Origin of the sequence: Natrinema caseinilyticum (assembly GCF_024227435.1) — an archaeon.
GTDB classification, from domain to species: domain Archaea; phylum Halobacteriota; class Halobacteria; order Halobacteriales; family Natrialbaceae; genus Natrinema; species Natrinema caseinilyticum.
On the sequence record NZ_CP100445.1, the window covers coordinates 1,953,279 to 1,978,472 of the forward strand.

The following is a 25,194-nucleotide window of genomic DNA, read 5'->3' on the forward strand; positions in this document are numbered from 1 at the left end:
GTCGCAATGCGTACGCCCGTCTCGATGTCGTCGCGTCAATTTCGGTAGTTCACGGCCCCAGTCCTCACCGTATATGCCGATCGAGCAGACGTTCCCGAACGACGAGTAAGCTCGGTAACAGGGTCACGCAGCTTACGAACGCGAAGACGATACTCAACGCGGTCACGATACCGAAGCGCTGAAGCGGCGGCGAAAGCGCGAGCGCGAGGACCCCGAAGCCCGCTGCTGTCGTCGCTGCACTCCCCAGCAACGCACCGCCGGTTCCCGTGACTGCCGTCACCAGCGCTGCTTCGGCCGATTCGTTTCGTTCGAGTTCGTCGATAACCCGTTCACCGAGATGGATGCTATAGTCGACCCCGAGTCCGATGGCGAGACTGGTGATGACGACAGTCTCACTGTTGAACGGGATGTCGAGTAGCGCCATCGCGCCGAGTAACCACGCGAGCGCGAGGACGACGGGAACGATCAGCACGACCGCGAGGCCCGGTGTGCGGTACCGCCACCAGTACAGGCCGAGAAGGAATACCAGAACAACACTCAGTGTGACCGTAAACCCTTGGACGAGCGTCTCGAACAGGGCACCCTGGACGACTGCGGTGACGACCGGACCACCCGTTGCGACGGCGTTGGCCGGTGCAGTCGCTTCGATACCAGACGCAACGTGACGGACATCGTCGGCAATCGACTGAGCAGACGCATCAGCTTGCACACCGACGATCACCCGGGCCGACACGTACGACCCGTTTTCCGCGCGGTACATTACGGATGACGCCCGCTCGGGTGCAACACCGTAGACGAGGTCATACACTTCGGCGACGTTCTCGTCGGGAAGCCCGTCACCGTCCGAATCGTGTGCGTCTATCGCGTTAGCTACTGTCTGATTCTCGGCGGCGACGGAGCGGAGAACGGTCGCTGGACTCTCGACGGCGGCAGTACCGTCGGCCTGCATGGCGATCGTTCCGTTCTGCGGTGCCGATTTCGGGGTGTCATCGGTTGCTTCGAGCAGCGCCGGAGAGGTCACGTTCCCGCGTAGCAGTATCTGTGCTTCTGCCCCCTGCCCACGCTGCCGAAAGGTGTCGCTTAGGTACGCCAGATTCTCGCGGATGTCATAGTCTGCCGGGGCAAATGGTTCCGGAAGCGACTCCATCCAATCGGGGGCGTCTTCCGGGAGGAAGTCGGCTCGATTGAATTCCGTATCCAGCCCGGTCGCACCGTAGGCACCGACGCCCGCCGCGACGAGACCGAGAACCAGAATGACGACCGGGATCTGATTCGTGAGGGTTGCGGTGCTCGAAAGAACGGTGCTGATAGGCCCATCTCCGACCCCGAAGGCGGACCGCCGTCGATCTCGTCCGAGGCGAGCGAGGAGGTTTTCGACCTCGAGTTTGACGGCCGGGACCAGCGCCGTGAAGACGACGAACATTGCGATGATACCGGTAGCGCTCAGGAGAGCGAAGTCCCGAATCGAGGCCAGCGGGCTGACGTAGTTCGAGAAGAACCCGATCCCGGTCGTGAAGGCAGCGGCCGTCAGCGCGACGACGACACCCCTCATACTCAATCGCATAGCTGCGGTGGGTGATCGCGGGTCACCGATCGCGCCGTCGTCCTCGAGCGCGCCCGTTCTAGCCTCTCGATAGCGCATGACGACGTGGAGTGAATAGTCGATGCTGAGCCCGACGAGGAGGAACGGGACGGCGATGAGGATCGAACTGGACGAGACTCCGAGCCAGCCCTGGGTACCTTGCAGCCACACCAGTACGATTCCGATCCCGAACAGGCTCACGACAACGTCGACCGGATCGCGGTAGGCGACACCGAGGACGACGAGCAGGAGGGCGACTGCGACGGGGGTGATGATGAGAAAACTATCGCCGATGGCCTGAGTGGACGCGTCATCGACGATGCCCTGCCCGAAGACGAACGCGTCACTGAACCGTTCGTCGACGAGCGATGCAGTGGCGACCTGTGCGTCGTACGTCTCCTGTGGTGTTTCACCATCGTCACCGGCAGTCGGCGAGTGGAAGACGAGCGTGAGCCTCGCCTCCGCACGCGTCGTTCCGGACTCGTAGTGTGTCGGGAGGGACGCAGTCGGGTCAGGGCCGGACGTGGTCACGTTCGGGTCGAGGACGTGCGCGACGAGTGACTCGACCTCCTCGGGCGAACGTGATTCGAGCGCTGCGATCTGTTCGTCTAGCGTGGGGGCCGGCGGCTGTTCGTGCCGAGCGCTCGCGGTCGAACCGTGGGTCTCGTTCCCGGCGGTCTGGTCCCGGACGTAGGCCGCAGTCGCAACGGTATTTTCGATACCGATCGTGCTCGACTCCGCCCGTAGCGTCGCTTCGATGGATTCGTTCCGCTGTATCTCCCGTTGGAGACGGAGGCTCCGCAGGAGCGACTCGCGGGTGAGGACGTCACCGCCGTCCTTTCTGACGACGATTTGGGTGACTATCGCATCGTTCGTTCCGTACGTCGATTCGATCTCGTCGAAGGCCGCCTGCTCCTCGGAGTTGATACCCGCCTGCCCGATCGACCCATCCGGACTGGTGCCGACGACCGCACCAGCGCCGACGGCGATGGTGAGCAGAAACGACAGTGCGATCACGAGTCGACGTCGTGCGACGAGGGCGTCTGCATACCGTTGCGGCAGTTGTTCCCGCATCAAATACTCCCTCCCGTTGCTGACGAACGCGGTTCCCGCGTGTCGGCCCGACGAAGCGCCATTGTGGAACTGCTCATCATCAGACGCTCGGTGCGTACCTCACAAGGTACGAAGGAAGGGTCCCAGAACGTGAGATAACCACAGTACCGACCTTTCAGCGGTACTCGCGTGGTCTCCAATTGCGGGACCGACACTGTCGCTCGAGTCGCACAACGCAGGGAGAAGCAGAGCGCAGAAGCAGAGCGCCGACCAGTTACACGACCCCGTCGTTAGTAACCGTACAATCCGTGGATCATGATGAGAAACCCGATACAGAGGAGGAGGCTTTCGAAGAGCATACCCTGGACACTCGGCACGCCGAGGAGATGATGGAGCACGCCGATCAGAAACGTCCCGATCGTGATCACGATGAGACCGACTGCGAAGTACTGGAGCCCGTCGATCTGCGTTCGTCGATACGCGCGATACGCCAACAGCGAGACGATGCCGCCAAGAACGAGGGCGACAGTCTTGATGACGCCAAGTAACACGACGAGGTCGTCTATCATGATTCCTTCTTCATCTCCGACCAGAACGTGGCCATGCGATCCTCTGCGTCTTTCGTTCGTCGATCGATAGAGACGGTAAACTCGTCGTCGTCGTCGATGCCGATCGAGATATCCGTGAAATCCCGTTCGTAGAGTGTCGCGTTTGGTCCATCGCGGCGAACTTCCGTATATTCTCTAACGAGGGATGCCTCTCGGAGGCGTTCGAGTTTCCTGTACACCGTCGACCTCGCAAGATCGCATTTCGTCTGGAGGTCAGCCGCGGATTTCGGTTCACGCAACGCCGTGAGTATCGCTCTGCATTTTTCGTCCTCGAGTGACCGCAACACCACCGACACGGGAGGCGACTCCGCATCCCTCGTATCGCTCTGATCCGTCTCACTGGACGTCTGCGTGACGGACGACCACGTTGGAATCAGAAAAAGACGATTTCGATTCGCATATTCTTCAGGCATATCTGTGAGGTATCGACCCGTATCGGGTTGTGGCAGTGTAAGCTGTCAGCTACTCGGTTTTGAGAGCAGAGGATAATATGGATACCGGGTTGTCCCAGATTGATGGACTAGCAGGGAAGCCGATGTCCGTTCTGGCAGCCGGAATTGGACGGTTGTGTCGGTAATTGCTCCGATGCACAGAGATCCAGTCCCTCATCGTGGGATCGGACTCCGACAGTGCAGACGTGACATCCTCCCCGGCGTTTACGCCGGGGTTTCCCGTACCGCAGGTGGGATATAGACGACCGGGCCGTAATGGCGACGGTACTCGACGCTGGATTCGTCGACGTTCCGGACACGCCCCGAATCGGCGTGGAACAGCCCCTCAAACGGGTCCTCGAGCGACGCATCTCCGGTCGCCACGGTCTCCCAGCGCTTTGCGACGACGGGACCGAGTTCCAGCGGTTCGACGGCGTCGACGTCGGACTCATGCCGGCATCCGCAGCGCGTACAGAATCGCGATCAACCCGGCTACCTGACTGCACTGGCCGAGAACCGCGGCGAGCGTCTCCGAAACGAACGGAAACGTCACGTAGAGCAATAGTAACAGAAACGGCACGGCAAGCGCCAGCGCGAACCCGACTGCGATGAACAACATCGGCCGGCTGTCGTTTCGTCGATACCCTCGGTAGGCCTGGTACGCGATGAACGATCCGATGAGCGCGCTCAAAACGTCGGTGGTCTGAACGAACGTCGTCACCCACTCCGGCGGTAGCGCCACGTCCCAGAGCTGTAACAACGCTGTCCCGACAGGATGAGTGATCGGTCCCACGTCATATCCCCTCGATTAGCCTCGTGAACCGATCGGCGATATCCTCGTGACGGTCGAGACGGAGCGCCAGCCCCTCGTCCTCGAGTTCGACCGTAATCCGCTTCAGATTCGTCGCGTAGACCGTTCGGTGGTGACCCCGATCGGGGTCGGGTCTGGTCCGTTCGACGAGAAGCCCGCACTCACGGAGGTCATCCAGTCGCCGGTACACCGTGGGTTTGGACGCGTCGCAGTGATCGCTCAACGTATTCGCTGTCATGGGTTCCTGGCTCGTCTGGGTGAGGATCGTTCGCACCGTCGGGTCACTGAGCAAGTCCCCGATCGTTTCGACGTCGACCTCCTCACTCACGGTTTTCGTGTGTACAGAGAAGGCACATAAAGGGGTTTTCGCTACTGCAGCCGCTGCAGTCGTGCGCGCCGAGTTTTTCGTCCCCGTCCCGTCGGTGGCAGTGTGATGCAACCGACTCGTCCGATCGGACCGCTCGAACGGATCGTCGAACGAACCCGTCGCGGAGCGACGAGGCTGGCTGTGCGGGTTGGGGGCCCCGACGGCGGTCGACTCCGACCCACCGCCGGCGGCGGACTCCTCGTCGTCCTCGCTAGCATCGCCGTGAGTCTCGCGTCGGCCACGGTTCTCGGCGACAGCGTCCGCATCCGGTGGAGCGTCGGCACCTACTACGGCCCGGAGTACGCGCCGACGCCGCTCGCGCTGGCCGCGTTTCCCGCGTTCGTCGCACTGACGTATCTCGGATCGCGAGCGCTCGCCGCGGGCCTCGAGCGCGCCGACGCGTTCGTCACCGATCACGTACGCGGTCTCTACGAACTGTGCGTCGTCGCGACGCTGACGACCATCGTGGTCGCACAGGCCGCGTTCGTCGTCGCGAATCTCCTGTGACGGGGATCTCGTCGCCGGTCGCGGCGATCAATCGTACCGCGCTTCGATCCACTCGTCCCACGTCACCGTGCCGACGGTTCGATCAGGACAGGTCGCTCCACCGGCTCTGAACCCGGCGGCGGTTTTCCCCGGGATCGGAAGGCGAACGATCGGTCGTCGCACTCCCCTCGAGTCCCGGTAGGTCCGCGCGAGGTCGCTGACGGACCGCACTTCGGGACCGCCGGTGTCGGGCGTCCGGCCCGCCGGTTCCATCGTCGCGTGTTCGACGACCGTGTCGGCGGCTTCGCCGACCGCGATCGGCTGGAGCCGAATCCTCGTCGGAAGCGGCCAGATCGGGACCCGCGTAATTGACTCGAGCAGATCGGCGACGAACTCGTGGAACATGGTGATGCGGGTGATCGTCGACGGGACCTCGCTCGCTTCGACGGCCCGCTCCGCTGCCAGTTTGTGCTCGTAGTACGAGAGCGGGACGTCGTCGACGCCGACGATGGAGACGTACAGGAAGTTCGAAACCTCGGCGTCAGCCGCCGCCTCGAGCAGTCGTTCGGTGCCCCGGACGTCGACGGCCTCGCTGTCGCCGCGGGGCGCGCTGGCCGCGTGAACGACGACGTCGACGGCCTCGAGCGCGTCTCGAACGCCCGTGCCGTCGATCAGGTCGAGAAACGTCCACGACACGTCGTCATCGCCGCCGTCCGGCGGTGAACGGCTCGCCGCGCGAACGTCGTGTCCCGCGTCACACAATCGGGGTCGCAACGCCGTCCCGAGCGTTCCGGTCGCACCCGTAAGGAGCGTTCGACAGTTCATGGCGGATCAATCGAACCCGAAGAGTGTAAACGTACGTACCGGATTCGGCTGCAGAATTCCGGTCGGCGGCGAGGCGAGCGCCCCATATATACGTCCCTCTATATCTGGGTCCGCACCCTATCCCCGGGGAACGGCATGTATCGGATGCAGAATCCCCTTCCACATCCATGAAACCGTACGAATTTAGCTGCCCGGACTGCGGCCGAGAGATCCCCGTCACCGGACCGATGCGCGAGGCAACGCTGGCGAACGGGTGCCCCATCTGTGGACGTTCGGTGACCCCGGACAACTTCGCGATGTAACGGCACGAACGTGAGCAAAACGAGGCGTCGAGTGTGGAACTCGAGCCCGCACCCGCGCTCGAGTCAGGGACGGCTGCTATCGTATGCCTCCAGGAAGTCCCGTTCACGGTGCAGAAGTTCCTCGACACCGTGTTCCAGGATGACGTCCCCGAGAACCGTCGCTCGGTAGTACGTGTACAGTCCGTCGCTGTCCCGTTCCGTCCGGACGCGTTTCTCGATCAGCCCCACGTCGCGGAGTTCGTTGAGGTGGTAGTGGAGCGTGCTATCGTCGACGTCCATCACTGCGTCGAGTTCGGTGGGCGTCATCTCACCGGTATGAGAGAGCCGGTACACGATCTCGAAGCGCGTCCGGTTCCCGATCGCAGCCTGCATGTCGAGATACTCCTCGAGAGAGAGAACGCTCGTCTCGGGGAGGAGTTCGTTCGGGTCGTCCGGAACGTCGTCGACGATCCCGGTGTGTTTCGTGCCCATCTTGTCCCACGGTACTCGCTCCCAGCTTTTAGCCTTTGTCAAGCCGGCTTTCGCTGAAAATACTACCTTTTATATTATGGTCGGTAGTATTCTCGCCCGTGTCCGCGAAAATAACTCGCAACCTCGTTGCAAATCGGCTCGGAAGCGTGACCTACGACCGGTTTCTCCTGTATCTGATGGGGCCGTACAAATCGTTCAACTTGAATTACGTTCTGACTGACGAGCAACGAAAACGAGTGGCCGTCGCGGATCTTCCGGGCCCGTTTCGCAAACTGTTCCAGAACGAAGACGCAATCGACGAAGCGAAAGCGCTGCTCAGGCGTGTTCAAGGACATCTTCGGACGAATCCAGGAGTGAACGCGTTTCTCGCAGTCGATGTCGACGTCGACACGGAGCAGGTCGACGCCGTGACGCAAAGTATCGAATATACCCGCCGTGCGAACGCGACGGTTTTCGTCGTTCCGTTCCTCGGACACAACCTCGGTGTCGGAGAAGAAGCGGGGAGTATCCTCGAGAACGTGGCTGACACACACAACGAGAGACTCGTCTTCGTACACGAAGCGAACGTCACCAGCGAGATGATCCGGTCAGCGCGAACCCGATGGGACCTCCGAATCGAAACGTACGAGACGGAAGACGAACTGGTCGACACGGTGAGACGGTTCGTCATAACCACGATGAATCGCGAGCAGTTCGACGATCTCGACTCTCTCGAGTGACCGGTTCGAACGAAATTCGTCGGGTCCGTTCCGAGAGCGTACGGTGCACCGAGCGGACACGCCGTTACTTCGAGAGGGCGCGCTCGACGGCCTCCGCCACGCTCGTCGCCTTTTCGGCTAGCACATCGGAAACCAGTCCGTCGTCGACGGCGTCTGCGAGTTCTTCCGTATCCACCACGGACACCGTCCCGTCGGCGTTCCGGATCACGTCGATGTAGAGGTCGACGTATCGAACGCAGTCCGGGAACAGTTCGACGGGCGTACAGACGTTGACGTAGGTGCCTTTCGTCGTCCCGTCTGCGGCCCTGTACGTCGTCGGATACCACCACCGACCCTCGCGGAACTTCGTCACGGCGACGTCGCCCCGTTCTCTGGGAACGTCGAGTGCGTCGTAGCGACCGCCGGGGCTCATCGAGCGTTCCAGGGTCACCTTGCCCTCGGGGTCCCAGTCGGTCACCTCGCCACGCCCCAGTGAAACGAGCCGGCCGTCGGGTTTGCCGTGACCGATCTCGAGTCGATCGCCGACCGTCGGGCCGAACTGGCGAGCGACCGCCGCGAAGGGGAACTCGGAATCGGCGACGACGCCATCGTCTCCGAACGATCCGCAGACCGCCTCGGCGAAGTCGACCGCCGCGCTCGCCGCTCGATCAGCCGCCTTCGCCCGATGGTGGCCCGGCATCGTCGTCTCCACGCGCTTTCGAACGCCGTCCAGCGCGAATCGCGATTCCCGCCCGAACCAGCACCACGCCGTCGTCTCCGGTGCAGCGAGCAGCCCCGGCTCGTTCGGCTCTGCCGGCGTCTCGGCGAGTGCGTCCTCGAGCGACCGCGTCCGGTCCGCGGCGTCCTCGAGGGCGGCGCCCATCGCCTCGAGGGTCGCATCGGCGGCCGCCTGCTGCCAGCGGACTCCCCACCCGTCCGGAACGTCGACCGAGAGGAGATCCGTCATGCCGACGAGTTCGTCGGCACGCTCGCCCCGAAGCGCCGCCGAGACGCCCGTTCGGCCGCGAGAAAGGGTACAGAGTCCGCCACGAATCTCGAGGGTCGGCCGGACGAGCGGTCGATCGTCGTCCCACGGCGGCGCGGGTTCCTGGACCTGCACCCGGTACCGATTCCCCTCGTCCACGTAGCCGTCGGCATCGTCGTACTTCAGATACCCTCGGCGACCGTCGCCGAGGGCGACGACCGCACCGCTCCCGCCCTCGGCCTCGAGCACCTCGGCGTCGAAAACCGCCCCTCGAGCGACGTCTCCGGACCAGCAGAACGTGTCGATCGCCAGGGTCTCGAGTGCGCTCACGACCGTCTCGACCCCGTCAGGGTCACCCGAAATCTCGACGCCCTGCCGATCGCGGGTCGTCTCGATCGAGACGTCGGCCGGCACGGTATCGAACGACCGATCGAAGCGGTCACGGATCGGCTCTGAAGGCTGGACGACCTCGCAGTCGGTCTCGGCCAGTAGCTGGGTCGCCGCCGTCGTGTAGATACCGCGGACTCGAACCGTCGTCATCGCCGTCCCTCCGCGTCCCGCCGGTCGTCGCTCACGCGTCGTGACTCGCGCTCGAGCGCCCCGATCCCGGCCTCGACCGTGATCATCATCGTATCGTCTCTCGCGTCGCGGCGAACCGGACCCGGTCGTCGATCGTCGGCCCGAGGGACAGCTCGACGGAGCCGTCGTCCAGGAGTCGCCCGTCCTCGACGTAAACGCCCCACGTGTCGAATCGCAGCCAGCCGCGCATTTCGCCGCCGTGAGTCGTAATATCGGCGTACTCGACGGTGTGTTCCGGATACTCGGAACTCGAGTGGGCCATGGACATGTCCGAGTACACGGTATCGTTGGAGTCGAAGAACTCCTCGAGCGCGGTCGCATCGGCCCGAACGGCTTCGACGACCGCCTCGGAAGCGGCCCGGAGATCGTCGGTCCCGAGGCCGACGTCGCGAAGCGCCCGCTGGGTTCGCTGATCGAAGTGCATACGCGCCGGTTGGGTCGGAAGACCTTTGATCATTCCGAGTCCGCGCCGGCCGCCGAGACCGACCGCCCGTCGCGATCGAACCGACTCGAAGTCGGCTTCGGTCGGTGACCGGTGCGGTGCTCGCGAACGCACCCGTCCTGTTGGATTTCCGGACGGGATACCGGTAGGCGAAACGCTTGATACCGCGAACCGCCAACAGTGCTCATGATAGCCCACGACTACAGAACCGAGGTCGACGACGACCTGGCCACGAGTATCGTCAGCGCTGCACGAACCGGTCTCGGAGACACCCTCCGGAGCGTGATCTATTTCACCCCGTCGACGTTCGATATCCTGTACCTCCGTCAGGATCTCTACGGGTCGGCGGACGATGCCCGGCGGGCCAAAGCGAAACTGGTCGAGCTAGAACAGGTCGGATTCGCGGAACGACCGGTTCGGACGGCGATCAGCGACAGCGAAGGGAAATCGAACATCGGCGAATACGAATTCACCGTTCGATTCCACGACGACGGATTCGTCGCCAGAGTGCTCGAAGACGGGGCCGGCGTCCTGTTGACGACGGACAGCATGGACGTCAACGCCTTCGAAGACGCGGCCATTGCCGTCCGAGGACTGCTACGCGGAGACTGAACACGACCCCCCGCGCCACACACCCGAACCGGCACGGTCGGTCGTGGACTGGGCGCCGGAAATCGCGACGCGGCCCATCCGTCGAGGAGACACACTCGAGTCGCCGATTGCCGAACCTATACCGGGGCGGAAGCCGAACAGACCGCCATGCGTAGGCGCGACCCGGTCGAACGAGCCGCGGAGCGAAACGGGGACGGGTCAATCGACCTCTACGACGTCTCGACGTGGGAACCGCGATCGATCGTCGATCTGCTCGCGTACACCCTCTACAACGTCGCTGGCTACGGGTTTCGCGCGCTCGTCTTGCTGATCGCGATCGCGATAACGCTCGTCTTGCTGATCTCGCCCGCAGCGGTCGTCCTCGAGGACCCGTTCGTTTCCATCTTTTTCGGGCTCTCGGTCGTCCCGGCGGGATTGCTCGCGGCGTATATCTGGTACACGGACATCACGACGAGCGAGCCGCTCACCTTGCTCGTCGTGACATTCGTGCTCGCGGTCCTGTTCGCGACGTTCGCCGCCCTCGTCAACTCGTTTACCAGCGCGGTGATCGGCATCGGCGGCGGGATCCTCTTCTATTATTTGATCGTCGGCCCCGTCGAGGAAACGGTGAAACTACTCGCCGTTCAGACGTTCGCCTACCGGAGCGACAGTTTCGATGCGGTCATCGACGGTGCGGTCTATGGCGCCGTCGCGGGGCTGGGCTTTGCGGCCATCGAGAACGCGCTCTACATCAGCCGAGTCATCGGAGAAGCGAACCCGGAAGCCAATCTATTCGTCACCGCAAGCGGAATCGCGACGGTCCGGGCGCTAGCCGGGCCCGGCCACGTCATCTACTCCGCGATCGCGGGCTACTACCTCGGACTGGCGAAGTTCAACGGCGAGTACGCGGGCCCGATCGTCATCAAGGGACTGCTCGTCGCGGCGTTCGTTCACGGGACGTACAACGTCACGGTCGGATTCGTCCCCGGCATCCTCGCTGGTCTCCTCCCCGTCGGCTTCGGATTCGCGTTCGTCACCTACGTGGTCGTTTACGACCTCGCGATCGGCTACTACCTGTATCGGAAACTCTCTCGCTATCGCGACACGTATCGCGCCGCCCGGAGGGAACCCGAGGTCTCGCGGCCGGAGATGACGGAATTCGACCCGCCGCAGCGCTGAGCGTCCCGGACGACGCCGATCCCGTCACGGCACCGTCGGTCCGGCCGTCAGCGACGGCGAGCCGACCTCGGGATCAGTCAAAGCGCGCCTCGAGCAGTCGTTCGACGTACTTCGCGAGCACGTCGACCTCGAGGTGGACCGGATCGCCGGGCGCTTTCTCCGAGAGCGTCGTGAGCTGATAGGTCGTGGGGATGACCGCGACGGTCACCCGGCCGCGTTGCGCGTCGAGGTCGGCGACGGTCAGACTGATGCCGTCGAGCGTGATCGATCCCTTCTCGACGACGTACCGCTCGTACCCGTCGGGAAGTTCGAACTCGAAAAACCAGTCCTCGTCGACGGGCTCGACGTCCGTGACGGTCGCGACCGCGTCGACGTGGCCCTGGACGACGTGGCCGTCGAATCGACCGTCGGCCGGCATCGCCCGCTCGACGTTGACCGCCGCACCCGTCTCGAGATCGCCCAGGTAGGTCCGGTCGACGGTCTCGGTCGCCAGAAAGACCTCGAACCATTCGCCATCGGAATACCGCTCGACGGTCAGACACACGCCGCTGACGCTGATACTCTGGCCGTGTTCGAGCCCGGTCGCGACCTCCTCGGCGCCGATTCGCAGTCGGAGACCGTCTTCGGTCCGCTCTCGGGATCGGAGGGTGCCCGTCTCTTCGACGATGCCGGTAAACATACGTACGGGTGGTCGGTGGCGGAAGAAAGCCGTTCCGGTCCCCGTATCCGCGCCGCTTCGAGACCGAGGAGGGTGGCGACCGCGGGGGAGGGTGACTGCGCGAAGATCGGACTGCGGGGACACTACGTATCGGCTTCGAAGGAATCGTCGAAGTGGACGGTCCGGGCCCCGACGAAGTCGAACCGCGCACCGCCGGATTCGCTCTCGGTGACGTCGACGTCCCACCCGTGGGCCTGTGCGATCGCGAGGACGATATTCAGGCCGAGTCCCGTCCCGTCGTCGTTCGTCGTCCACCCCAGTTCGAGCACCTGATCGCGGTCAGTTTCCGGAATCCCGGGCCCGTCGTCGGCAACGTAAAAGCCGCCCTCGGAAACGCCAACGGAGACGGAGACGGTCTGTCCACCGTGTTCGATCGCGTTCCGAAAGAGGTTCTCGAACACGTTCCGGATGCGCCTCGAGTCGGCGTGGAAGAGCCCCTCCGAATCGACCCGGATGGACGCATCTTCGGTCGCCACGTTCTCCCAACACTCCTCGACGACGGCGCCGAGTTCCAGCGGCTCGATGGCGTCGACGTCGTATCCGTTCCGGACCATCGTCAGCACGTCGTCGATGATCCCCGCCATTCGATCGAATACCCGCCCCATCTCGTCGAGTTCCGCGATCGAGTGGTCCGCTCGAGCGCCTTCTAACAGCGCGTAGGCAACGTTGAGTGGATTTCTGAGGTCGTGGGCCAGGATGCTCGCGAACTCGTCGAGTCGTTCGTTTTGCCGCTCTACGGTACGCTCGTGTGCGAGTCGATTCAGGGCAGTTTCTGCGTTCACCGACAGGATCGACGCGAGTTCGTCGTCCGACGGATCGAACGCGCTGACGTTCGGATCGACGATACTGATCACCCCGTGGTCCCCGATCGGGAGGTAAAGCGCAGAACGGACGTCACCGCGGTCGTAGCCGTCGTCGACGGTGCGGACATCGTCGTACCGGATGAGGTTCCCGCGGTCGTACGCACGGCTCGCCGGATTCTCACCGACGGTCGGATAGACCGGTCGATCCCCCATGTCCGCTTTCGCCTCGTCGGTAACGGCGATCGGATGCAGATGCGTTTCGTCGGCGAGTCGGACCACGGTACTGCGGTATCCGAGTATCGTCTTCGAAGCGTCCGCGACGAGCCGGGCGATTTCTTCGCGGTCGTCCGCTTGCATCAGGTGACGCGTCGCCTCGTGGAGCGCGTGGAGTTGTCGCTCGTACTCCTTTCGGGCCGTCACCTCGCGGAAGACGCCAGCGATCAGCCGGTCGCCCTGCAATTCGAACACGTGGGCGTTGATTTCGACCGGGATTTTCTCGCCGGCTTTGGTTTCGACGTGTATGTCCGAACCGTCCGGCAACTGCGTGAAGATCGACTGTTCGTCGGCGATGTGCTGTTCGAAGAGGTCGCGATAGCGTGCGTTCTCCGTCGATGGATGCAAGATGGACTGGCTCTTTCCGACGAGTTCGTTCGGCTCGTATCCGAGCAGGTCCGTCGTCTTTTCGTTCATCTCGACGATCTCACCGGTCGTCGCATCGGCGACGACGACGGCATCGGGAACCGCCTCGAGGATCGTCTGATACTTCGTCCGAAGCGCGTACTGGTCGCTAACGTCCCGGACTGCGGCCATAATCTCGAGTCCGAAATCGCTCTCGATCGGACTCAGACTGATGTCGACCGGAATAAGAGTCCCGTCTTTCCGGCGGCCGAACAGATCGATATTCGCACCCATCGGCCGAGTTTCGGGGTCGTCGATGTACCGATCCCGTTTCGTGACGTGTTCGTCGCGGGACGCTTCCGGCACGATGACCTCGATGGGGTCGCCGACGAGTTCGTCCGGTTCGTAGCCGAACAGATCCACTACTCGTCTGTTCGCGTACGTGATCCGTCCGTCGGCATCGACGAGAATGATAGCATCGGGTGACGCTTCGCAGATCGCTTCGTATCGGTGACGGGAGTGGCGAGGCATAACGTGAATCGTCGTGGAGTGGCCGATACTGAACCACGGTCGGCAATTGGTTTTAATCTTTTAGTATACGATCCGACATACACACCGAAAACGAGATTATTCCCCCGATTGCGGCTACGGAATAACTACGAGTCCGAATATTTCCGCAATGAATTAGTATCCACATCTTACTTCGGAAACTCGCACAAGCGGGGCTCGCTGAGATGCAGCGGAGACGGGTTCGCAGACGTTTCCCCGACACCGGCGGTTGTCAAGACGCCCGTCGTCGGCCTTTTGACGGAGCCGAAACTATCTCGTCGTAATGGCCGGCATCATCGACACGATCAAATTCGCAGGCACTCTCGTTCTGGCGCTCCCCGCGGCGATCGCCGGACTCGAGTTACTGATACAGGGACGGACGAATTACGGCGTAGCGCTCGTCGCGCTCTCTATCGGGCTCGTCGTCGTCCAGCACTGGCTTACGCTCCCCACAGATATTCCGGAACTGCTGGCGAAACGAGTCGTCGGAACGGTCACGAAAGACCCGGAGTCCGACTCGGACGACGATCGGCCCTAGCGGGCGTCGAGAGAGGAGTCGGCGACGACGGCGAGTCGTCCTCGGATCAGCCGAAGCGGGTCGGGCCACCGGCGTCGAGTCCGACCGTCCCCGCGAGGATGCGTTACTTCAGTGATGCTCCCGGATCGAGCGACTGCGACGGGGACGCGATCCACTCGGGGCGCTCGCCGTCGTCGGTGACCGCCAGCAAATCGGCGATCCGGAGCCAGTTGTCCTCGTCGACCGTCGCCGCGACGTCGAGGCGGACGATGGATCCGGAAGCGAGCACGTCATCCCCGTTTAGCGGTTGTTCACGGGACTCGAGCCCGACACCCGAAACTCGCGTCGCGACGTCGTCGCCCTCGCCGAAGCCGAACGACCGGACCTCCGCCTCCAGGTCGGCCGCGACAGCGCTCACCGACGCCGATCCAGCGGTGAGCATCGAACGTGCCGACCGAAACGACTGCGTGACCGCCACGTGAACCCGTCGTTCTCGGCCGCCGTCGCTGTCGACGACGAACGTCCGGACGAGTCCACCGTGATACCCGGCCGCGCTCCGGGGCGCCGTCTCGAGGACGATCGGCACACCGGGCCGGAGTGCGGCATCGTCGGTTCCGACGCCGGAAGACGTGTCGACAACCGTGTTACCGGCCGGAAACGCACCGGCACCGACGATGGCCTCGTCGACGGCGATCCGCAATCGGGCCGGCGTCAGGAACTCGAAGTCGCTCCCGTGGTCGGTGTCTCGGTCGCTCCCGGTGTCGGCCGCGGGTCCGGTTTCGCTCCCGGTGTCGGCTTCGGGTCCGATTTCGCTCCCGACGCCGCCGTCGCCGGCAACTGCGAGCCGACCGTCGATAACTGCTGCATCGGCCAGAAGCGATGCCGCGCGTCGAACGCCGGCGTTCGCTGCCCGCTGGGCGGCCGCGATACGCTCGTGTTCTCCGCCCGTCTTGACCGCCCGCGCTCGCTCGAGGGCGGCCGTCGATGCCAGTTCGAATCCGGCGTTCTCGAGGTAGAGCGCGGCGTCGTGTGGTACTCGCGCCGGTGTCAGAACCGTCCCATCGTGGCCGCGGTCGGCCAGAACCGATGCGACCTGTTCAGCTGGATGGGGTCCGGAGTCGTCGGCTGCCGATCGGACGAGCCACCCGCCGTCGAGGGCGTCGTAGGCGACCGCGGTGAGTCCTCGCCGGGATCTCGGGGTACAGTACCGGATTCCCGGATCGCAGTCGGTGCCGACGTGAACGAAGGCCGTCGCGTCGCGATCCTCGAGCGCCGGCGAGATGACGGCGACCGCGTGGTCTCGTCGCTGTGGAACGACGCCCCCGGCGGCGAGGGTGTGGTTGCCGTCTTGAGTGCGACGGTCGCTCCGACCGGTCACGGCGCTTCGGCTTCGGCCTCGACTTCGTCGGCGTCCGGGTCCGCGTCGGGTTCCTGGGCCTGCTCGATCAATTCTTCGATCGTCGAGTCGGTCAGACGGTTCTTGAGCAGGACGTCGATGGGCAGCGTCGGCGCGCCGTCGACGAGGTTCTCGAGCAGGAAGAGCCGTTCTCGAGCCCGGGACATGCCGACGTAGAAGACGCGGCGTTCGTTGTCGGTCAGGACGGGGACGGGAGAGGAAGTCTTGGTGAACTCCTCGCACCCGGGGATGTCCGTGGGGTCGTCGACGGTCGCGACCATCTGCTCGACGACTTTCTCGGTGAGGTCGGTGCCGACGAAGACGTGGTCGGCCTCGCGACCCTTCGCGGAGTGGATGGTACCGACGCGGACGCGGTCGGTGTCCATCCCCTGATACTCGCCGATCGCGAAGTACGATCTGACGCTCTTTTTCTGGAAGTTCGTGACTTTCCGGAGCATGTCCGATGCCGAGGCTGGCCCCGGCATGAAGGGGACGTGATCCTCGATGACCGACGCGGGTATCGCGAGGTCGACGAGGTCGTCGATCCCCGCGTCCTCCTGGCGCTCGTCGATCTCGTCGAAGAGTTCGTCGCGCTCGTTCGTCCCGAACGCGGACTCCTGAAGCATGTCGGCGAGCCGGCGGGCCTGCAGGCCCGTGACGTCCTCGCCTTCGTCGATCGCCTCGACCGCGCGGACGTACTGCGTGAGGCGATCCGTCCACATCCGCTGGTCGGTGAGCGACGTGAAGGGGACGCCTTCGGTGATGAACTCGTCGATGAACTGGAACATCTGGTATCTGGCCCGGAACAGTACCATGATGGTGCTATCACCTTCGACGAGCGTTCGCCGAACCATCCGGACGACGTCGAGCATCGACGCGTTCGCACGAGCCTCGACGGCGCCGCCTTCTTTGCGCGGCTTGAGGTCTTTGTCCTGGCGCTTTGCGATGTGGCGAATCTCCTTGTTGACCGCGTTGAGGACGTTAGACGGCAGCCGGTAGGAGTTCGGCAAAATAATGTCGTCGTCGACTTCTTCCTCGAGCAAGAGCGCGGGGTCGGCGCCCTGCCAGGAGTAGACGACCTGGTCGTCGTCGCCGGCTATCAGGACCCGTTTCATGTGGGGTTTCCACTCCTGATAGACGTCGTACTGGAGGGTGGTGATGTCCTGGAACTCGTCGATCACCAGGTAGTCGACGTTGGGCAGCAGCGAGCGTTGCTTGACCCGCTCGAGCATGTCCGCGAAGCCGATTTTGCCTTCTTCGCCCTTGTAGGCGCGCCAGGCGCGGATGGCCTCCGGGACGTCGATACGGTCGTCGTCGCTGGGCCAGGTCGGCGTGTACTTGTTGCCTTCCTGCGCGTTGGGATCGATCTCCGGCGGAAGTCGAACCTCCTCTTCGTCCCACTGGAACGGAACGTCGTACCAGTCCGAGACGTCGCGGCTGGTCCGCTGCAGCCACTGGCTGGTCGCGATGACCTTGTTACCGATCGTCGTCGATCGGGCGGTCCGGCGACCGGCACCGCTGTACTCGTCTTCGTACTCGAGGCCGTAGTCGTCGCAGAAGTCCTCTTTATCCGATTCACCGATCACGTCGCTTCGGGAGAGATCGAGCAGTTCGTACGCCTTGGCGTGCATCGTACAGACGTTTCCCTGCAGTGCACGTGGGCTCTCGTCGAGGCGGTCCGCGAGCCGTTCTCGGACCTCCTGTGCTGCCGCTCGCGTATACGAGACAACGAGAATGTCCCGGAAGGTGACGCCGTCCTGGTCGAGGATATCCTCGACGTGGTCGAGAAGGGCGGTTGTCTTGCCACTTCCCGGACCACCGAACAGGCGGGTGACCTTCGTGTCCGTCGTAGCCATTGTAGCTGTACAAGAGCGCGACACCCATAAGTCACGTGGGTTTTCTTCGACAAAATTCAGCGGTTAGGGGTCGCGAGGAGAACGGGCGTCCCTGACGTCGGCACCGTCGCGGATTTTGTCCTGACAATCCGGACACACGCGTGGGTCGTCGACGTCACGTGGGGTGAAGACCCTGGCATACGCGTCCGTAACGAATCCGCCGCAGTTCTGACATTCCGGCATAGTTCTTCTCGATAATCTGTACTCGGTAATAGATTATAATTGTGTCGGATCGAAAGTGATAAAAAGGGCCGAGAGAGCCCGTTGCAGGGTCGCTACTCGAGAAACGTCACGGAATAAAGGGGTCAGCAATCGCCTGGCGAAGCCGTCGCCAGGGAACGGTCGCTAGGGCGCCGGTTCCCAGCCACAGACTGTACAAGTGGTCGCTGACGTGTCGTGGAGTCCGCCGCACTCGGGACACTGCTTCTTGTTATACTCCCGTTCCCACCCTACTTTCTCGACCGAATGACCGCGGTCGGACAGGAATTGATCGATGACGTCGTCACCGGCATCCGTGGGTGAGGTTGCCATGAGTATGTGAACGGATGCCATACTATTAAATCGTTGGGTCCGTGAAGATGCTGCCTCCACCAGAGACGAAATGAACCGTCTGGAGAAACCCCCGAAAGGAGACGGACCGACGACGAGAGGCAGATCGGTGCGAATCCGACCCGCGGGTTTTTCTCCGTCTCGAGCCAACTAGAACGCATGAGCGACTTACGCCTCGATTCCACTCAGCTCGACCGGTACTCGAGACACGTGATCATGGACGAAATTGGACCCGAGGGCCAAAAGCGGCTCCTCGATGGATCGGTCCTGGCCGTCGGTGCGGGCGGACTCGGTTCGCCAGCGATCCAGTACCTGGCGGCGGCCGGGGTGGGTCAACTCGGAATCGTCGACGACGATGTCGTCGAACGCTCGAACCTGCAGCGCCAGATCGTCCACGGCGACGCCGACGTCGGTCGGCCGAAAGTCGAAAGCGCAGCCGACCACGTGGCGGCGCTGAATCCGGATATCGACGTCGAAACCCACGAGATGCGCGTCACGGCCGATACCGTCGCGGACCTCGTCGCGGACTACGACGTCGTCCTCGACGCCAGTGACAACTTCGCGACACGGTACCTGCTCAACGACCACTGCGTCCTTACGGAAACGCCGCTATCCCACGGCGCGATCTACCGGTTCGAGGGGCAGGTAACGACGTTTACGAACGATCGCGGTGACAGCGATACAGACGGCGAGGCGTCACCGCCGTGTTACCGATGTCTCTTTCCCGAAGCGCCCGAACCCGGCACCGTCCCCGACTGTGCAACCACCGGGGTCCTCGGCGTCCTCCCCGGCACCGTCGGCTGCATCCAGGCTACCGAGGTCGTCAAGTTCCTCCTGGGGAAAGGGAAATTGCTCGAGGGACGACTCCTGATGTACGATGCGATGGACATGAGCTTCGAGGAGGTGCCGGTGCAGTCGAATCCAGCGTGTCCGGTCTGCGGCGACGACCCTGAGATCGAGTCCGTTACCGACGTCGCCTACGAAGGGACCTGCGAAATCTCGGCCGACTAGCGGCTGAAGAGCGGGGGCGGTCGAAACCCGTCAGCTCCGCATGAGCCCACCGTCGATCGGCACCTCGACCCCGTTGACGAAACTCGAGCGGGGACTCGAGAGGAAGGCGACGACGTCGCCGAGTTCGTGAGGGGCGCCGATGCGTTCCATCGGAATGTCGTCCGCCAGCGCCGCCAGACCCGCCTCGTAGTCGTCGTACGTCCCGCGCTCGACGCCGGCCTCGACGAGTTCCTCGATCCGGGCCGTTTCGATGGTCCCCGGCAGGACCGCATTGGCCCGAATTTCGGGCGCAAATTCCCGTGAAATCGTCTTGACCAGCCCGATCACGCCTCGGCGCACCGAGTTCGAGAGGAGGAGTCCGTCCACGACTTCCCGAACGGTCCGCGAGGTGATGCAGGTGATCGTCCCGCACTCGGAGTCGAGCAGGTGTTCGTAGGCCTCCTCGATCGTCCAGACGACGCTCATCACCAACAGATCGTAGGCCTGGTACCAGTCCTGCTCGTCCGTCTCGAGGAAGGTCGTACTCGGCGGGCCGCCCGAGGACGTGACCAGGTGATCCAGCCCGCCGAAGGCGTCGACCGTCTCGCGGACGAGATGCGAGACGTCGTCGGGGTCCGTCAGATCGGCTTCCACCGCGAGGACGTCGCCCGTCGCCGTTTCGGCGAGTTCCTCGCGTGCCGACTCGAGGCGGCGTTCGTCGCGGCCGCAGATCGCGACGTTCGCGCCTTCGTCCGCCAGCGCTTGCGCGCTCGCGAAACCGAGACCGCTCGAGGCGGCGGTCACCAGTGCCGAATTGCCATCGAGTTCGAAATCCATACCGGACGCGACGGGAGCGGAGTACAAATCTCTCGGGGAGTCGGCAGGCGGTCCGGGCACCGACGGTCGGTCAGCGGGTGCGTCTCGCGCGAGATGTCCACACGGTCGCCGCCCAGTTACGGAAGTTCGGGGGAGAGGGCCCCGTTCTCGAGTGCGGGGACGGATCGACGCTCCGTCAGTGTCGACAGCGCTTTTCCCCGGCCCCGTTCGATCCCGTAAAGGGGAACGGTGACGGACGGTCGTCGACCGGTCGGTTTCGATCACTCCTGGTGGCGAACGCGTACCATCCCCTCGGACGTGACGCCGATGATCAGCGGCGTCGACACCTGTCGACCGGAGACGGCCGGTCCCGCAGCGTCGCTGACGACCTTCATCAAATCCGGCGCGGTGTGATCGACCTTGACGCCGGCCTCGTCACAGGCGTCGTAAACCATCTGTGGCACGTCGTAGAGGTCCATCCCTTCGGGAACGCGAACGCGAACGGGCGCACGAAGGGCCTCGGCGAATGCGACCGTTTCCCGAGCCTTTGCCACGTTCTCACGGCCGCTCGACTCGATCGACGAGACGTTCGCCCGGGACGTCCCGAGTTCGTCGGCGATATCAGCCTGCGAAAAACCGCGTTCCCGTAGCGCGAGCACCTGCGCCTGTCGATGGGTCAACACGCTGGTCTCGGCCTCGAAGCCGATCTCCTCGAGGAGTTCCTCGAGTTCGTCGATCACGGTCCTCCCCTCCCACCGAATCCCCGGACTCGCGTTCGCATACGAACAACTAGGATTCGGCGGGATCAAAGCTTCCACGGTCCCGGCACTGGAAGATCCCGACCCCGGACGCGCCACGGCCACCATACGACGTCTCCGTCGCAGACTCCGACGGGGGACGACGGAAAGGCAAACGGGATCCCCGGCAGTTCGAGGGGCGTCTCACGTGCGGGAACTCAGTACGTTACGTCCCATCGTTCCTCGTCGGACGCAGCGAGTTCCGCCGCGACCCCGTCGGCCAATCGGTACTCCGTGCCGTCGCTGACGACGGTACCCGCTCGTTCGAGGTGTTCGAGGTGTGCGTACGACTCGCCGGGGCCGTGGAGAATGTGGATCCCCTCGAGGTCGCCGAACAGGTCGGCGCTGACGGTCCACGTGTCGCAGGGGCCGTGCCGATCGAGAGCGTCGAGAACACGCCAGGACCGCTCTTCGTGATGGTCGATGATGTGCTGAGCGCGATCCGCGGGGTCGTCGATCGGGTCGCGGTGTCCGGGCCACGCTCGAGCGTACTCGGCGTCGACGATTCCCTCTAACGCCCGCAGGTACTTCTCGAGCGGCCGGTCGACGCGCACGTCGGCACCGCCGACGTTGGGCGTGTAGACGGGCAACAGCGTGTCGCCGGAGAAAACCACTCGCCGGCCATCGAGGTCCGTCTCGAACATGCTGAGGCCCGCCGCGTGACCGGGTGTGTGGACGACCTCGAGTTCGGTGTCACCGAACGAGAACGTCTCGCCGTCCTCGAACGGAGTGACGGTCGGCGTTTCGACGGTCGTTTCGCCGTCTGCCATGCGGTCGAGAAGCACCGTCTGCTCGTCCCCGGGCATCCCCCACTGCTCGAAGTACTGTTTCTGTCGATCGTGCATTGCGGCCCAGGCGTCCTCGTCGCCCTCGACGAGCGCTGCGTCCGCCGCGTGGACGTGAACGTCGGCCCCACTTTCGGCCTGAATCTCGCCGGCCAGCCCGCAGTGATCGTGGTGCCAGTGAGTGAGAAAGATCCGGTCGACGTCGGCGAAGCCGAGTCCGTGTTCGGCCAGCGCCGCCTCGAGTTGCTCGCGGGTCGTGGCCATCCAGTCACCGGTATCGATCAGCACCGTCTCGCTGCCGTCCGCAAAACAGTAGGCATTATTGTCGCCTTCGAACGCCGAATTCGATAAGGAAATGCGTTCCATGCACCCACTTCTCACGGGGACCGAGAAAACGTTGACTGAAGCGGAACGCCGTGAATCGAACCCGAAAGTTCGTCCGCGAAAGGCCCTCTCGAATCGCTGTGGGCCGGCGAAATCGGCAGCGAAACAACGAGATGTCGAACGCGACGTCGGTCGCGAGCGCTTCAGCCGGCTGTCCACTCGACGGGGTTACGAGCCCCAGAAGTTCTCGCGGCTGCCCAGGCGTTCGCGCGTCGAGTCGTCGGTTTCGTCGTCCGTCTGGCCGTCGCTCTCCGCGGCAGCGTCGTCCGGTGCGTCGTCGCCGTCGGATTCGTCCTGGGGATTCATCGGCAGGATCTCGAGTTCTTCCGCCCGTGCATGGTTGCTGTGAACCCGTGTGATCTCGACTCGAGCGCGGGCATCGGGGAGGACGCCGTCGACCATCACGATGAAGCCGTCCTCGGTTCGACCGACTCCGGCACCGCTTTCGTGCATGTCGACGACGTCGATGACGACCTCCTCGCCGGCCTTGACTGGCTGCGTTTTGAGGTCATCGATGGGTTGGTTGTAGTGGTTACACCACTCTTTACCACCTCGATCACCGTAGTGTTGACACCCCATTCCCGAGATCCGTTCGGAGAAGCTCGGGCAGTCGTCGGCAAGTGGACAGTCCGCCATGCTCCGTACTATCAGCGGTGGCGTTAAACCGTTTCCGTCTTCCGGATACTCGCCGTAGGCTGCGAAACGCTGGTAGTAAACGCGGTGCTCGGAGACAGCAACAATAATAATTATCAGCTAGACATCAAAATTTGGTAACTGAACGTGACGCGGCGGACGGTGCGTTTCGAAAAGATTTACGGTATGGACATCCCAGTGATTGCTGATGAAAATTCTCGTTACGGTCAAAGAGGTGGCGACCGTCGAAGACGAGTTCGAAATCGATGGCACTGAAATCGCAGATCAGTACCTCGGTGCAGATCTCAACGAGTGGGACGACTACGCGGTCGAAGAGGCCGTTCAACTTCAGGAGGCCGGCATCGCCGACGAGGTCGTGACGGTCACCATCGGTCCGGAAGACTGCGAACAGACCATTCGACAGGCGCTCGCGAAAGGGGCAGATCGAGCCGTCCGCGTCTGGGACGACTCGTTCGCGGACGTCGACCTGCTCGACGTCAACGCGAAGACGGAGATTTTGAGCGCGGTCGTCGAGGCGGAAGATCCCGACCTCGTGCTCACCGGTGTCCAGGCCGGCGACGACAGCTTCGCTGCGACCGGCGTTTCGGTCGCCGAGAACGTCGGTTTCCAGTGGGGTGCCGTCGTCAACCACCTCGACCACGACCTCGGCGACGTCGTCTCCGTCCGACGCGAACTCGAGGGCGGAGTCGAAGAACTGAGCGAGATCGAACTCCCCGCCGTGCTAACGATCCAGACGGGGATCAACGAACCTCGCTACGCGAGCCTTCGGGGGATCCGCCAGGCCCAGCGCAAGGAACTCGACGTTCAAACGCTGGCCGACCTCGGCGTCGACGAGAGCGCCATCGAGTCCGAACTCGATCTGACGGACATGTACGAACCCGAAAGCGAAAGCGACGTCACCGTCTGGGAGGGCAGCGCCGACGACACGGCCGCAGAGTTGGGAGAACTGCTTCGCGATAAGGGGGTGGCACAATGACGGACGTCCTCGCAGTCGCGGACCACCGCCGCGGCGACTTGCGCGACGTCAGCTACGAGATCATCACGGCCGGCCGCGAACTCGCCGACGAGACCGGTGGCGACCTCCACGTCGCGGTCATCAGCGGCACCGTCGACGACTTCGCCGACAAGCTCAACCGCGACGGCGTCGACGCCATCCACACCGTTTCTCACGGCGAGGAATTCAACCACGACGTCTACACACAGACGATCACGCAGCTCTACGACGAACTCGCGCCGCAGTACGTCCTCACGCCGAACAGCGTCAACGGGCTCGATTACGCCCCCGCCGTCGCCAACCAGCTCGACCTCCCGATCGTCACCGACACGGTCGGCCTCGAGACCGACGGCGACACGCTCGTCGCGACCAGGGAGATGTACGGTGGGAAAGTCGAGACCACCAACGAACTCGAGGGCGACGCCGTCGTCACGATTCGCGGGGCCGAGTGGCCGGCAGCCGAAGGAACGGGCGACGCCGCGGTCGAGGCCTTCGACGCGGACATCGACGAGGATACGATCGGATCGACCGTCAACGGCTTCGAGGAAGTCGGTGGTGGCGACGTCGACATCAGCGAAGCCGAACTGCTCGTCTCGATCGGCCGCGGGATCGAAGAGGAGGAGAACCTCGACCTGATCCGTGATCTGGCCGACGCGCTCGGCGCTACGCTGTCGTCTTCGCGTCCGATCGTCGACAACGGCTGGCTGCCCAAGAACCGCCAGGTCGGCCAGTCCGGAAAGGTCGTCACGCCCGACGTCTACATCGCGATCGGCATCTCCGGAGCGGTCCAACACGTCGCCGGTATGAAAGGATCCGACACGATCGTCGCGATCAACACGGACCCCAACGCGCCGATCATGGACATCGCAGATTACGCGATCCACGACGACCTGTTCGACGTCGTGCCGGCGCTCGTCGAGGAGTTCGAGTAATCGGAACCGCGAACGCTGCGCGGTTCGGAAGCCGACAGCCGAGAACCGCGTCGTCCGAACGGACACCGTCCGTGAGGACGTGAGCGGCATTTTTTGGTCGAGATTTTTTGCACGAGGGTGAGTGGAGCGAACCCGAGTGGAAAAAGGTCGGACTGGCCTGTTCGACGTCGTGCCGGCGCTCGTCGAGGAGTTCGAGTAATCGGAACCGCGAACGCTGCGCGGTTCGGAGGCCGACAGCCGAGAACCGCGTCGTCCGAACGGACACCGTCCGTGAGGACGTGAGCGATCATTCTCGTGAACGTAGTGAACGAGAGCTCGGAAGAGAGCAGCTCTGCCGGTGGTTTTTCGTCGAGTATTTTCCCACAGCGTCCCCGCGACTACCGGGGT

28 protein-coding genes are annotated in these 25,194 nt (G+C 63.5%); 9 read left to right on the forward strand and 19 right to left on the reverse strand.

Annotation, left to right across the window (positions count from 1 at the left end):
* Positions 1–64 precede the first annotated feature (64 nt).
* The 5 genes from NJT13_RS09570 to NJT13_RS09595 form a co-directional block, all read right to left on the reverse strand.
* A complete protein-coding gene (locus NJT13_RS09570) occupies positions 65–2,656 on the reverse strand; it encodes an efflux RND transporter permease subunit (RefSeq protein ID WP_254525334.1) in 2,592 nt (863 codons plus the stop codon).
* Between the two features lie 269 nt (positions 2,657–2,925).
* On the reverse strand, positions 2,926–3,204 hold the full coding sequence (locus NJT13_RS09575) for a DUF7521 family protein (RefSeq protein WP_254525335.1): 279 nt from the start codon (positions 3,202–3,204) through the stop codon (positions 2,926–2,928).
* Positions 3,201–3,656, reverse strand: coding sequence for a winged helix-turn-helix domain-containing protein (locus NJT13_RS23185; RefSeq protein WP_256549428.1), 456 nt, complete (start codon positions 3,654–3,656; stop codon positions 3,201–3,203). The genes NJT13_RS09575 and NJT13_RS23185 overlap by 4 nt, the downstream gene beginning before the upstream one ends.
* A 466-nt stretch (positions 3,657–4,122) precedes the next feature.
* Complete coding sequence (locus NJT13_RS09590; RefSeq protein WP_425499797.1) at positions 4,123–4,467, reverse strand: DUF7521 family protein; 345 nt, start codon at positions 4,465–4,467, stop codon at positions 4,123–4,125.
* Position 4,468: 1 nt separating this feature from the next.
* The gene (locus tag NJT13_RS09595; RefSeq protein WP_254525336.1) at positions 4,469–4,813 is read right to left on the reverse strand and encodes a winged helix-turn-helix domain-containing protein; all 345 of its coding nucleotides are present in this window, start codon (positions 4,811–4,813) and stop codon (positions 4,469–4,471) included.
* Positions 4,814–4,918: 105 nt separating this feature from the next.
* Here NJT13_RS09595 and NJT13_RS09600 point away from each other — a divergent pair, with 105 nt between their 5' ends.
* The gene (locus NJT13_RS09600; RefSeq protein ID WP_254525337.1) at positions 4,919–5,359 is read left to right on the forward strand and encodes a hypothetical protein; all 441 of its coding nucleotides are present in this window, start codon (positions 4,919–4,921) and stop codon (positions 5,357–5,359) included.
* Positions 5,360–5,386: 27 nt separating this feature from the next.
* Here NJT13_RS09600 and NJT13_RS09605 read toward each other — a convergent pair whose 3' ends face one another.
* Positions 5,387–6,163 carry an SDR family oxidoreductase gene (locus NJT13_RS09605; protein ID WP_254525338.1) on the reverse strand — a complete coding sequence of 259 codons (777 nt, stop codon included), beginning with the start codon at positions 6,161–6,163 and terminating at the stop codon, positions 5,387–5,389.
* Positions 6,164–6,330: 167 nt separating this feature from the next.
* Here NJT13_RS09605 and NJT13_RS09610 point away from each other — a divergent pair, with 167 nt between their 5' ends.
* Entirely contained in the window at positions 6,331–6,465 is a 135-nt protein-coding gene (locus tag NJT13_RS09610) for a DUF7560 family zinc ribbon protein (protein WP_254525339.1), read from the forward strand.
* 63 nt (positions 6,466–6,528) lie between these two features.
* Here NJT13_RS09610 and NJT13_RS09615 read toward each other — a convergent pair whose 3' ends face one another.
* Positions 6,529–6,936, reverse strand: coding sequence for a winged helix-turn-helix domain-containing protein (locus tag NJT13_RS09615; protein ID WP_254525340.1), 408 nt, complete (start codon positions 6,934–6,936; stop codon positions 6,529–6,531).
* 98 nt (positions 6,937–7,034) lie between these two features.
* Here NJT13_RS09615 and NJT13_RS09620 point away from each other — a divergent pair, with 98 nt between their 5' ends.
* On the forward strand, positions 7,035–7,655 hold the full coding sequence (locus tag NJT13_RS09620) for a DUF7509 family protein (protein WP_254525341.1): 621 nt from the start codon (positions 7,035–7,037) through the stop codon (positions 7,653–7,655).
* 64 nt (positions 7,656–7,719) lie between these two features.
* Here the strand turns inward: NJT13_RS09620 and NJT13_RS09625 are convergent, their stop codons facing one another.
* Positions 7,720–9,159: a ribonuclease FAU-1 family protein gene (locus tag NJT13_RS09625; RefSeq protein ID WP_254525342.1), complete on the reverse strand. Its 1,440-nt coding sequence runs from the start codon at positions 9,157–9,159 to the stop codon at positions 7,720–7,722.
* Between the two features lie 85 nt (positions 9,160–9,244).
* Positions 9,245–9,622, reverse strand: coding sequence for a DUF7532 family protein (locus NJT13_RS09630; RefSeq protein ID WP_254525343.1), 378 nt, complete (start codon positions 9,620–9,622; stop codon positions 9,245–9,247).
* A gap of 204 nt (positions 9,623–9,826) precedes the next feature.
* Between NJT13_RS09630 and NJT13_RS09635 the strand changes: the two genes are divergently transcribed.
* A complete protein-coding gene (locus NJT13_RS09635; protein ID WP_254525344.1) occupies positions 9,827–10,252 on the forward strand; it encodes a DUF7522 family protein in 426 nt (141 codons plus the stop codon).
* Positions 10,253–10,399: 147 nt separating this feature from the next.
* Entirely contained in the window at positions 10,400–11,410 is a 1,011-nt protein-coding gene (locus NJT13_RS09640) for a PrsW family intramembrane metalloprotease (RefSeq protein WP_254525345.1), read from the forward strand.
* A gap of 73 nt (positions 11,411–11,483) precedes the next feature.
* On the opposite strand, the gene NJT13_RS09645 is transcribed toward NJT13_RS09640, so the two are convergent.
* Together NJT13_RS09645 and NJT13_RS09650 are read right to left on the reverse strand one after the other, a co-directional pair.
* The gene (locus NJT13_RS09645; RefSeq protein ID WP_254525346.1) at positions 11,484–12,089 is read right to left on the reverse strand and encodes a riboflavin synthase; all 606 of its coding nucleotides are present in this window, start codon (positions 12,087–12,089) and stop codon (positions 11,484–11,486) included.
* Between the two features lie 122 nt (positions 12,090–12,211).
* A complete protein-coding gene (locus NJT13_RS09650) occupies positions 12,212–14,080 on the reverse strand; it encodes a PAS domain-containing sensor histidine kinase (protein WP_254525348.1) in 1,869 nt (622 codons plus the stop codon).
* 301 nt (positions 14,081–14,381) lie between these two features.
* On the opposite strand from NJT13_RS09650, the gene NJT13_RS09655 reads away from it, so the two are divergent.
* The gene (locus NJT13_RS09655; protein ID WP_254525349.1) at positions 14,382–14,636 is read left to right on the forward strand and encodes a DUF7533 family protein; all 255 of its coding nucleotides are present in this window, start codon (positions 14,382–14,384) and stop codon (positions 14,634–14,636) included.
* Positions 14,637–14,739: 103 nt separating this feature from the next.
* Here the strand turns inward: NJT13_RS09655 and NJT13_RS09660 are convergent, their stop codons facing one another.
* The 4 genes from NJT13_RS09660 to NJT13_RS09670 form a co-directional block, all read right to left on the reverse strand.
* Complete coding sequence (locus NJT13_RS09660; RefSeq protein WP_254525350.1) at positions 14,740–15,993, reverse strand: M24 family metallopeptidase; 1,254 nt, start codon at positions 15,991–15,993, stop codon at positions 14,740–14,742.
* The gene (locus tag NJT13_RS09665; RefSeq protein ID WP_254525351.1) at positions 15,990–17,867 is read right to left on the reverse strand and encodes a UvrD-helicase domain-containing protein; all 1,878 of its coding nucleotides are present in this window, start codon (positions 17,865–17,867) and stop codon (positions 15,990–15,992) included. The genes NJT13_RS09660 and NJT13_RS09665 overlap by 4 nt, the downstream gene beginning before the upstream one ends.
* A 63-nt stretch (positions 17,868–17,930) precedes the next feature.
* The gene (locus tag NJT13_RS23465) at positions 17,931–18,089 is read right to left on the reverse strand and encodes a DUF7563 family protein (RefSeq protein WP_425499798.1); all 159 of its coding nucleotides are present in this window, start codon (positions 18,087–18,089) and stop codon (positions 17,931–17,933) included.
* Between the two features lie 162 nt (positions 18,090–18,251).
* Entirely contained in the window at positions 18,252–18,437 is a 186-nt protein-coding gene (locus NJT13_RS09670; protein WP_254521358.1) for an HVO_0416 family zinc finger protein, read from the reverse strand.
* 177 nt (positions 18,438–18,614) lie between these two features.
* On the opposite strand from NJT13_RS09670, the gene ubaA reads away from it, so the two are divergent.
* On the forward strand, positions 18,615–19,466 hold the full coding sequence (ubaA, locus tag NJT13_RS09675) for an SAMP-activating enzyme E1 (RefSeq protein WP_254521359.1): 852 nt from the start codon (positions 18,615–18,617) through the stop codon (positions 19,464–19,466).
* 30 nt (positions 19,467–19,496) lie between these two features.
* Here ubaA and NJT13_RS09680 read toward each other — a convergent pair whose 3' ends face one another.
* The 4 genes from NJT13_RS09680 to NJT13_RS09695 all read right to left on the reverse strand — a co-directional run bounded on the left by NJT13_RS09680 (position 19,497) and on the right by NJT13_RS09695 (position 22,863).
* Entirely contained in the window at positions 19,497–20,282 is a 786-nt protein-coding gene (locus NJT13_RS09680; RefSeq protein WP_254521361.1) for an SDR family oxidoreductase, read from the reverse strand.
* A gap of 260 nt (positions 20,283–20,542) precedes the next feature.
* Positions 20,543–21,001 carry a Tfx family DNA-binding protein gene (locus NJT13_RS09685; RefSeq protein WP_254521363.1) on the reverse strand — a complete coding sequence of 153 codons (459 nt, stop codon included), beginning with the start codon at positions 20,999–21,001 and terminating at the stop codon, positions 20,543–20,545.
* 215 nt (positions 21,002–21,216) lie between these two features.
* The gene (locus NJT13_RS09690; protein WP_254521364.1) at positions 21,217–22,209 is read right to left on the reverse strand and encodes an MBL fold metallo-hydrolase; all 993 of its coding nucleotides are present in this window, start codon (positions 22,207–22,209) and stop codon (positions 21,217–21,219) included.
* A 186-nt stretch (positions 22,210–22,395) separates the two neighbouring features.
* Positions 22,396–22,863 (reverse strand): TRAM domain-containing protein, encoded by a 468-nt coding sequence (locus NJT13_RS09695; RefSeq protein ID WP_254521366.1) that lies wholly within the window; start codon positions 22,861–22,863, stop codon positions 22,396–22,398.
* A gap of 205 nt (positions 22,864–23,068) precedes the next feature.
* Between NJT13_RS09695 and NJT13_RS09700 the strand changes: the two genes are divergently transcribed.
* On the forward strand, positions 23,069–23,857 hold the full coding sequence (locus NJT13_RS09700; RefSeq protein ID WP_254521367.1) for an electron transfer flavoprotein subunit beta/FixA family protein: 789 nt from the start codon (positions 23,069–23,071) through the stop codon (positions 23,855–23,857).
* A complete protein-coding gene (locus NJT13_RS09705) occupies positions 23,854–24,807 on the forward strand; it encodes an electron transfer flavoprotein subunit alpha/FixB family protein (RefSeq protein WP_254521369.1) in 954 nt (317 codons plus the stop codon). Before NJT13_RS09700 ends, NJT13_RS09705 begins: the two co-directional genes overlap by 4 nt.
* Positions 24,808–25,194 lie beyond the last annotated feature (387 nt).

Excerpts from the sequence above, each read along its gene's own strand:
- NJT13_RS09645 (WP_254525346.1), bottom strand. The coding sequence starts at position 12,089 with ATGTTTACCGGCATCGTCGAAGAGACGGGCACCCTCCGATCCCGAGAG.
- NJT13_RS09700 (WP_254521367.1), top strand. The coding sequence starts at position 23,069 with ATGAAAATTCTCGTTACGGTCAAAGAGGTGGCGACCGTCGAAGACGAG.
- NJT13_RS09670 (WP_254521358.1), bottom strand. The coding sequence starts at position 18,437 with ATGGCAACCTCACCCACGGATGCCGGTGACGACGTCATCGATCAATTC.
- ubaA (WP_254521359.1), top strand. The coding sequence starts at position 18,615 with ATGAGCGACTTACGCCTCGATTCCACTCAGCTCGACCGGTACTCGAGA.
- NJT13_RS23465 (WP_425499798.1), bottom strand. The coding sequence starts at position 18,089 with ATGCCGGAATGTCAGAACTGCGGCGGATTCGTTACGGACGCGTATGCC.
- NJT13_RS09680 (WP_254521361.1), bottom strand. The coding sequence starts at position 20,282 with ATGGATTTCGAACTCGATGGCAATTCGGCACTGGTGACCGCCGCCTCG.
- NJT13_RS09615 (WP_254525340.1), bottom strand. The coding sequence starts at position 6,936 with ATGGGCACGAAACACACCGGGATCGTCGACGACGTTCCGGACGACCCG.
- NJT13_RS09690 (WP_254521364.1), bottom strand. The coding sequence starts at position 22,209 with ATGGAACGCATTTCCTTATCGAATTCGGCGTTCGAAGGCGACAATAAT.
- NJT13_RS23185 (WP_256549428.1), bottom strand. The coding sequence starts at position 3,656 with ATGCCTGAAGAATATGCGAATCGAAATCGTCTTTTTCTGATTCCAACG.
- NJT13_RS09630 (WP_254525343.1), bottom strand. The coding sequence starts at position 9,622 with ATGCACTTCGATCAGCGAACCCAGCGGGCGCTTCGCGACGTCGGCCTC.
- NJT13_RS09695 (WP_254521366.1), bottom strand. The coding sequence starts at position 22,863 with ATGGCGGACTGTCCACTTGCCGACGACTGCCCGAGCTTCTCCGAACGG.
- NJT13_RS09570 (WP_254525334.1), bottom strand. The coding sequence starts at position 2,656 with ATGCGGGAACAACTGCCGCAACGGTATGCAGACGCCCTCGTCGCACGA.
- NJT13_RS09610 (WP_254525339.1), top strand. The coding sequence starts at position 6,331 with ATGAAACCGTACGAATTTAGCTGCCCGGACTGCGGCCGAGAGATCCCC.
- NJT13_RS09575 (WP_254525335.1), bottom strand. The coding sequence starts at position 3,204 with ATGATAGACGACCTCGTCGTGTTACTTGGCGTCATCAAGACTGTCGCC.
- NJT13_RS09655 (WP_254525349.1), top strand. The coding sequence starts at position 14,382 with ATGGCCGGCATCATCGACACGATCAAATTCGCAGGCACTCTCGTTCTG.
- NJT13_RS09605 (WP_254525338.1), bottom strand. The coding sequence starts at position 6,163 with ATGAACTGTCGAACGCTCCTTACGGGTGCGACCGGAACGCTCGGGACG.
- NJT13_RS09650 (WP_254525348.1), bottom strand. The coding sequence starts at position 14,080 with ATGCCTCGCCACTCCCGTCACCGATACGAAGCGATCTGCGAAGCGTCA.
- NJT13_RS09625 (WP_254525342.1), bottom strand. The coding sequence starts at position 9,159 with ATGACGACGGTTCGAGTCCGCGGTATCTACACGACGGCGGCGACCCAG.
- NJT13_RS09635 (WP_254525344.1), top strand. The coding sequence starts at position 9,827 with ATGATAGCCCACGACTACAGAACCGAGGTCGACGACGACCTGGCCACG.
- NJT13_RS09640 (WP_254525345.1), top strand. The coding sequence starts at position 10,400 with ATGCGTAGGCGCGACCCGGTCGAACGAGCCGCGGAGCGAAACGGGGAC.
- NJT13_RS09705 (WP_254521369.1), top strand. The coding sequence starts at position 23,854 with ATGACGGACGTCCTCGCAGTCGCGGACCACCGCCGCGGCGACTTGCGC.
- NJT13_RS09665 (WP_254525351.1), bottom strand. The coding sequence starts at position 17,867 with ATGGCTACGACGGACACGAAGGTCACCCGCCTGTTCGGTGGTCCGGGA.
- NJT13_RS09600 (WP_254525337.1), top strand. The coding sequence starts at position 4,919 with ATGCAACCGACTCGTCCGATCGGACCGCTCGAACGGATCGTCGAACGA.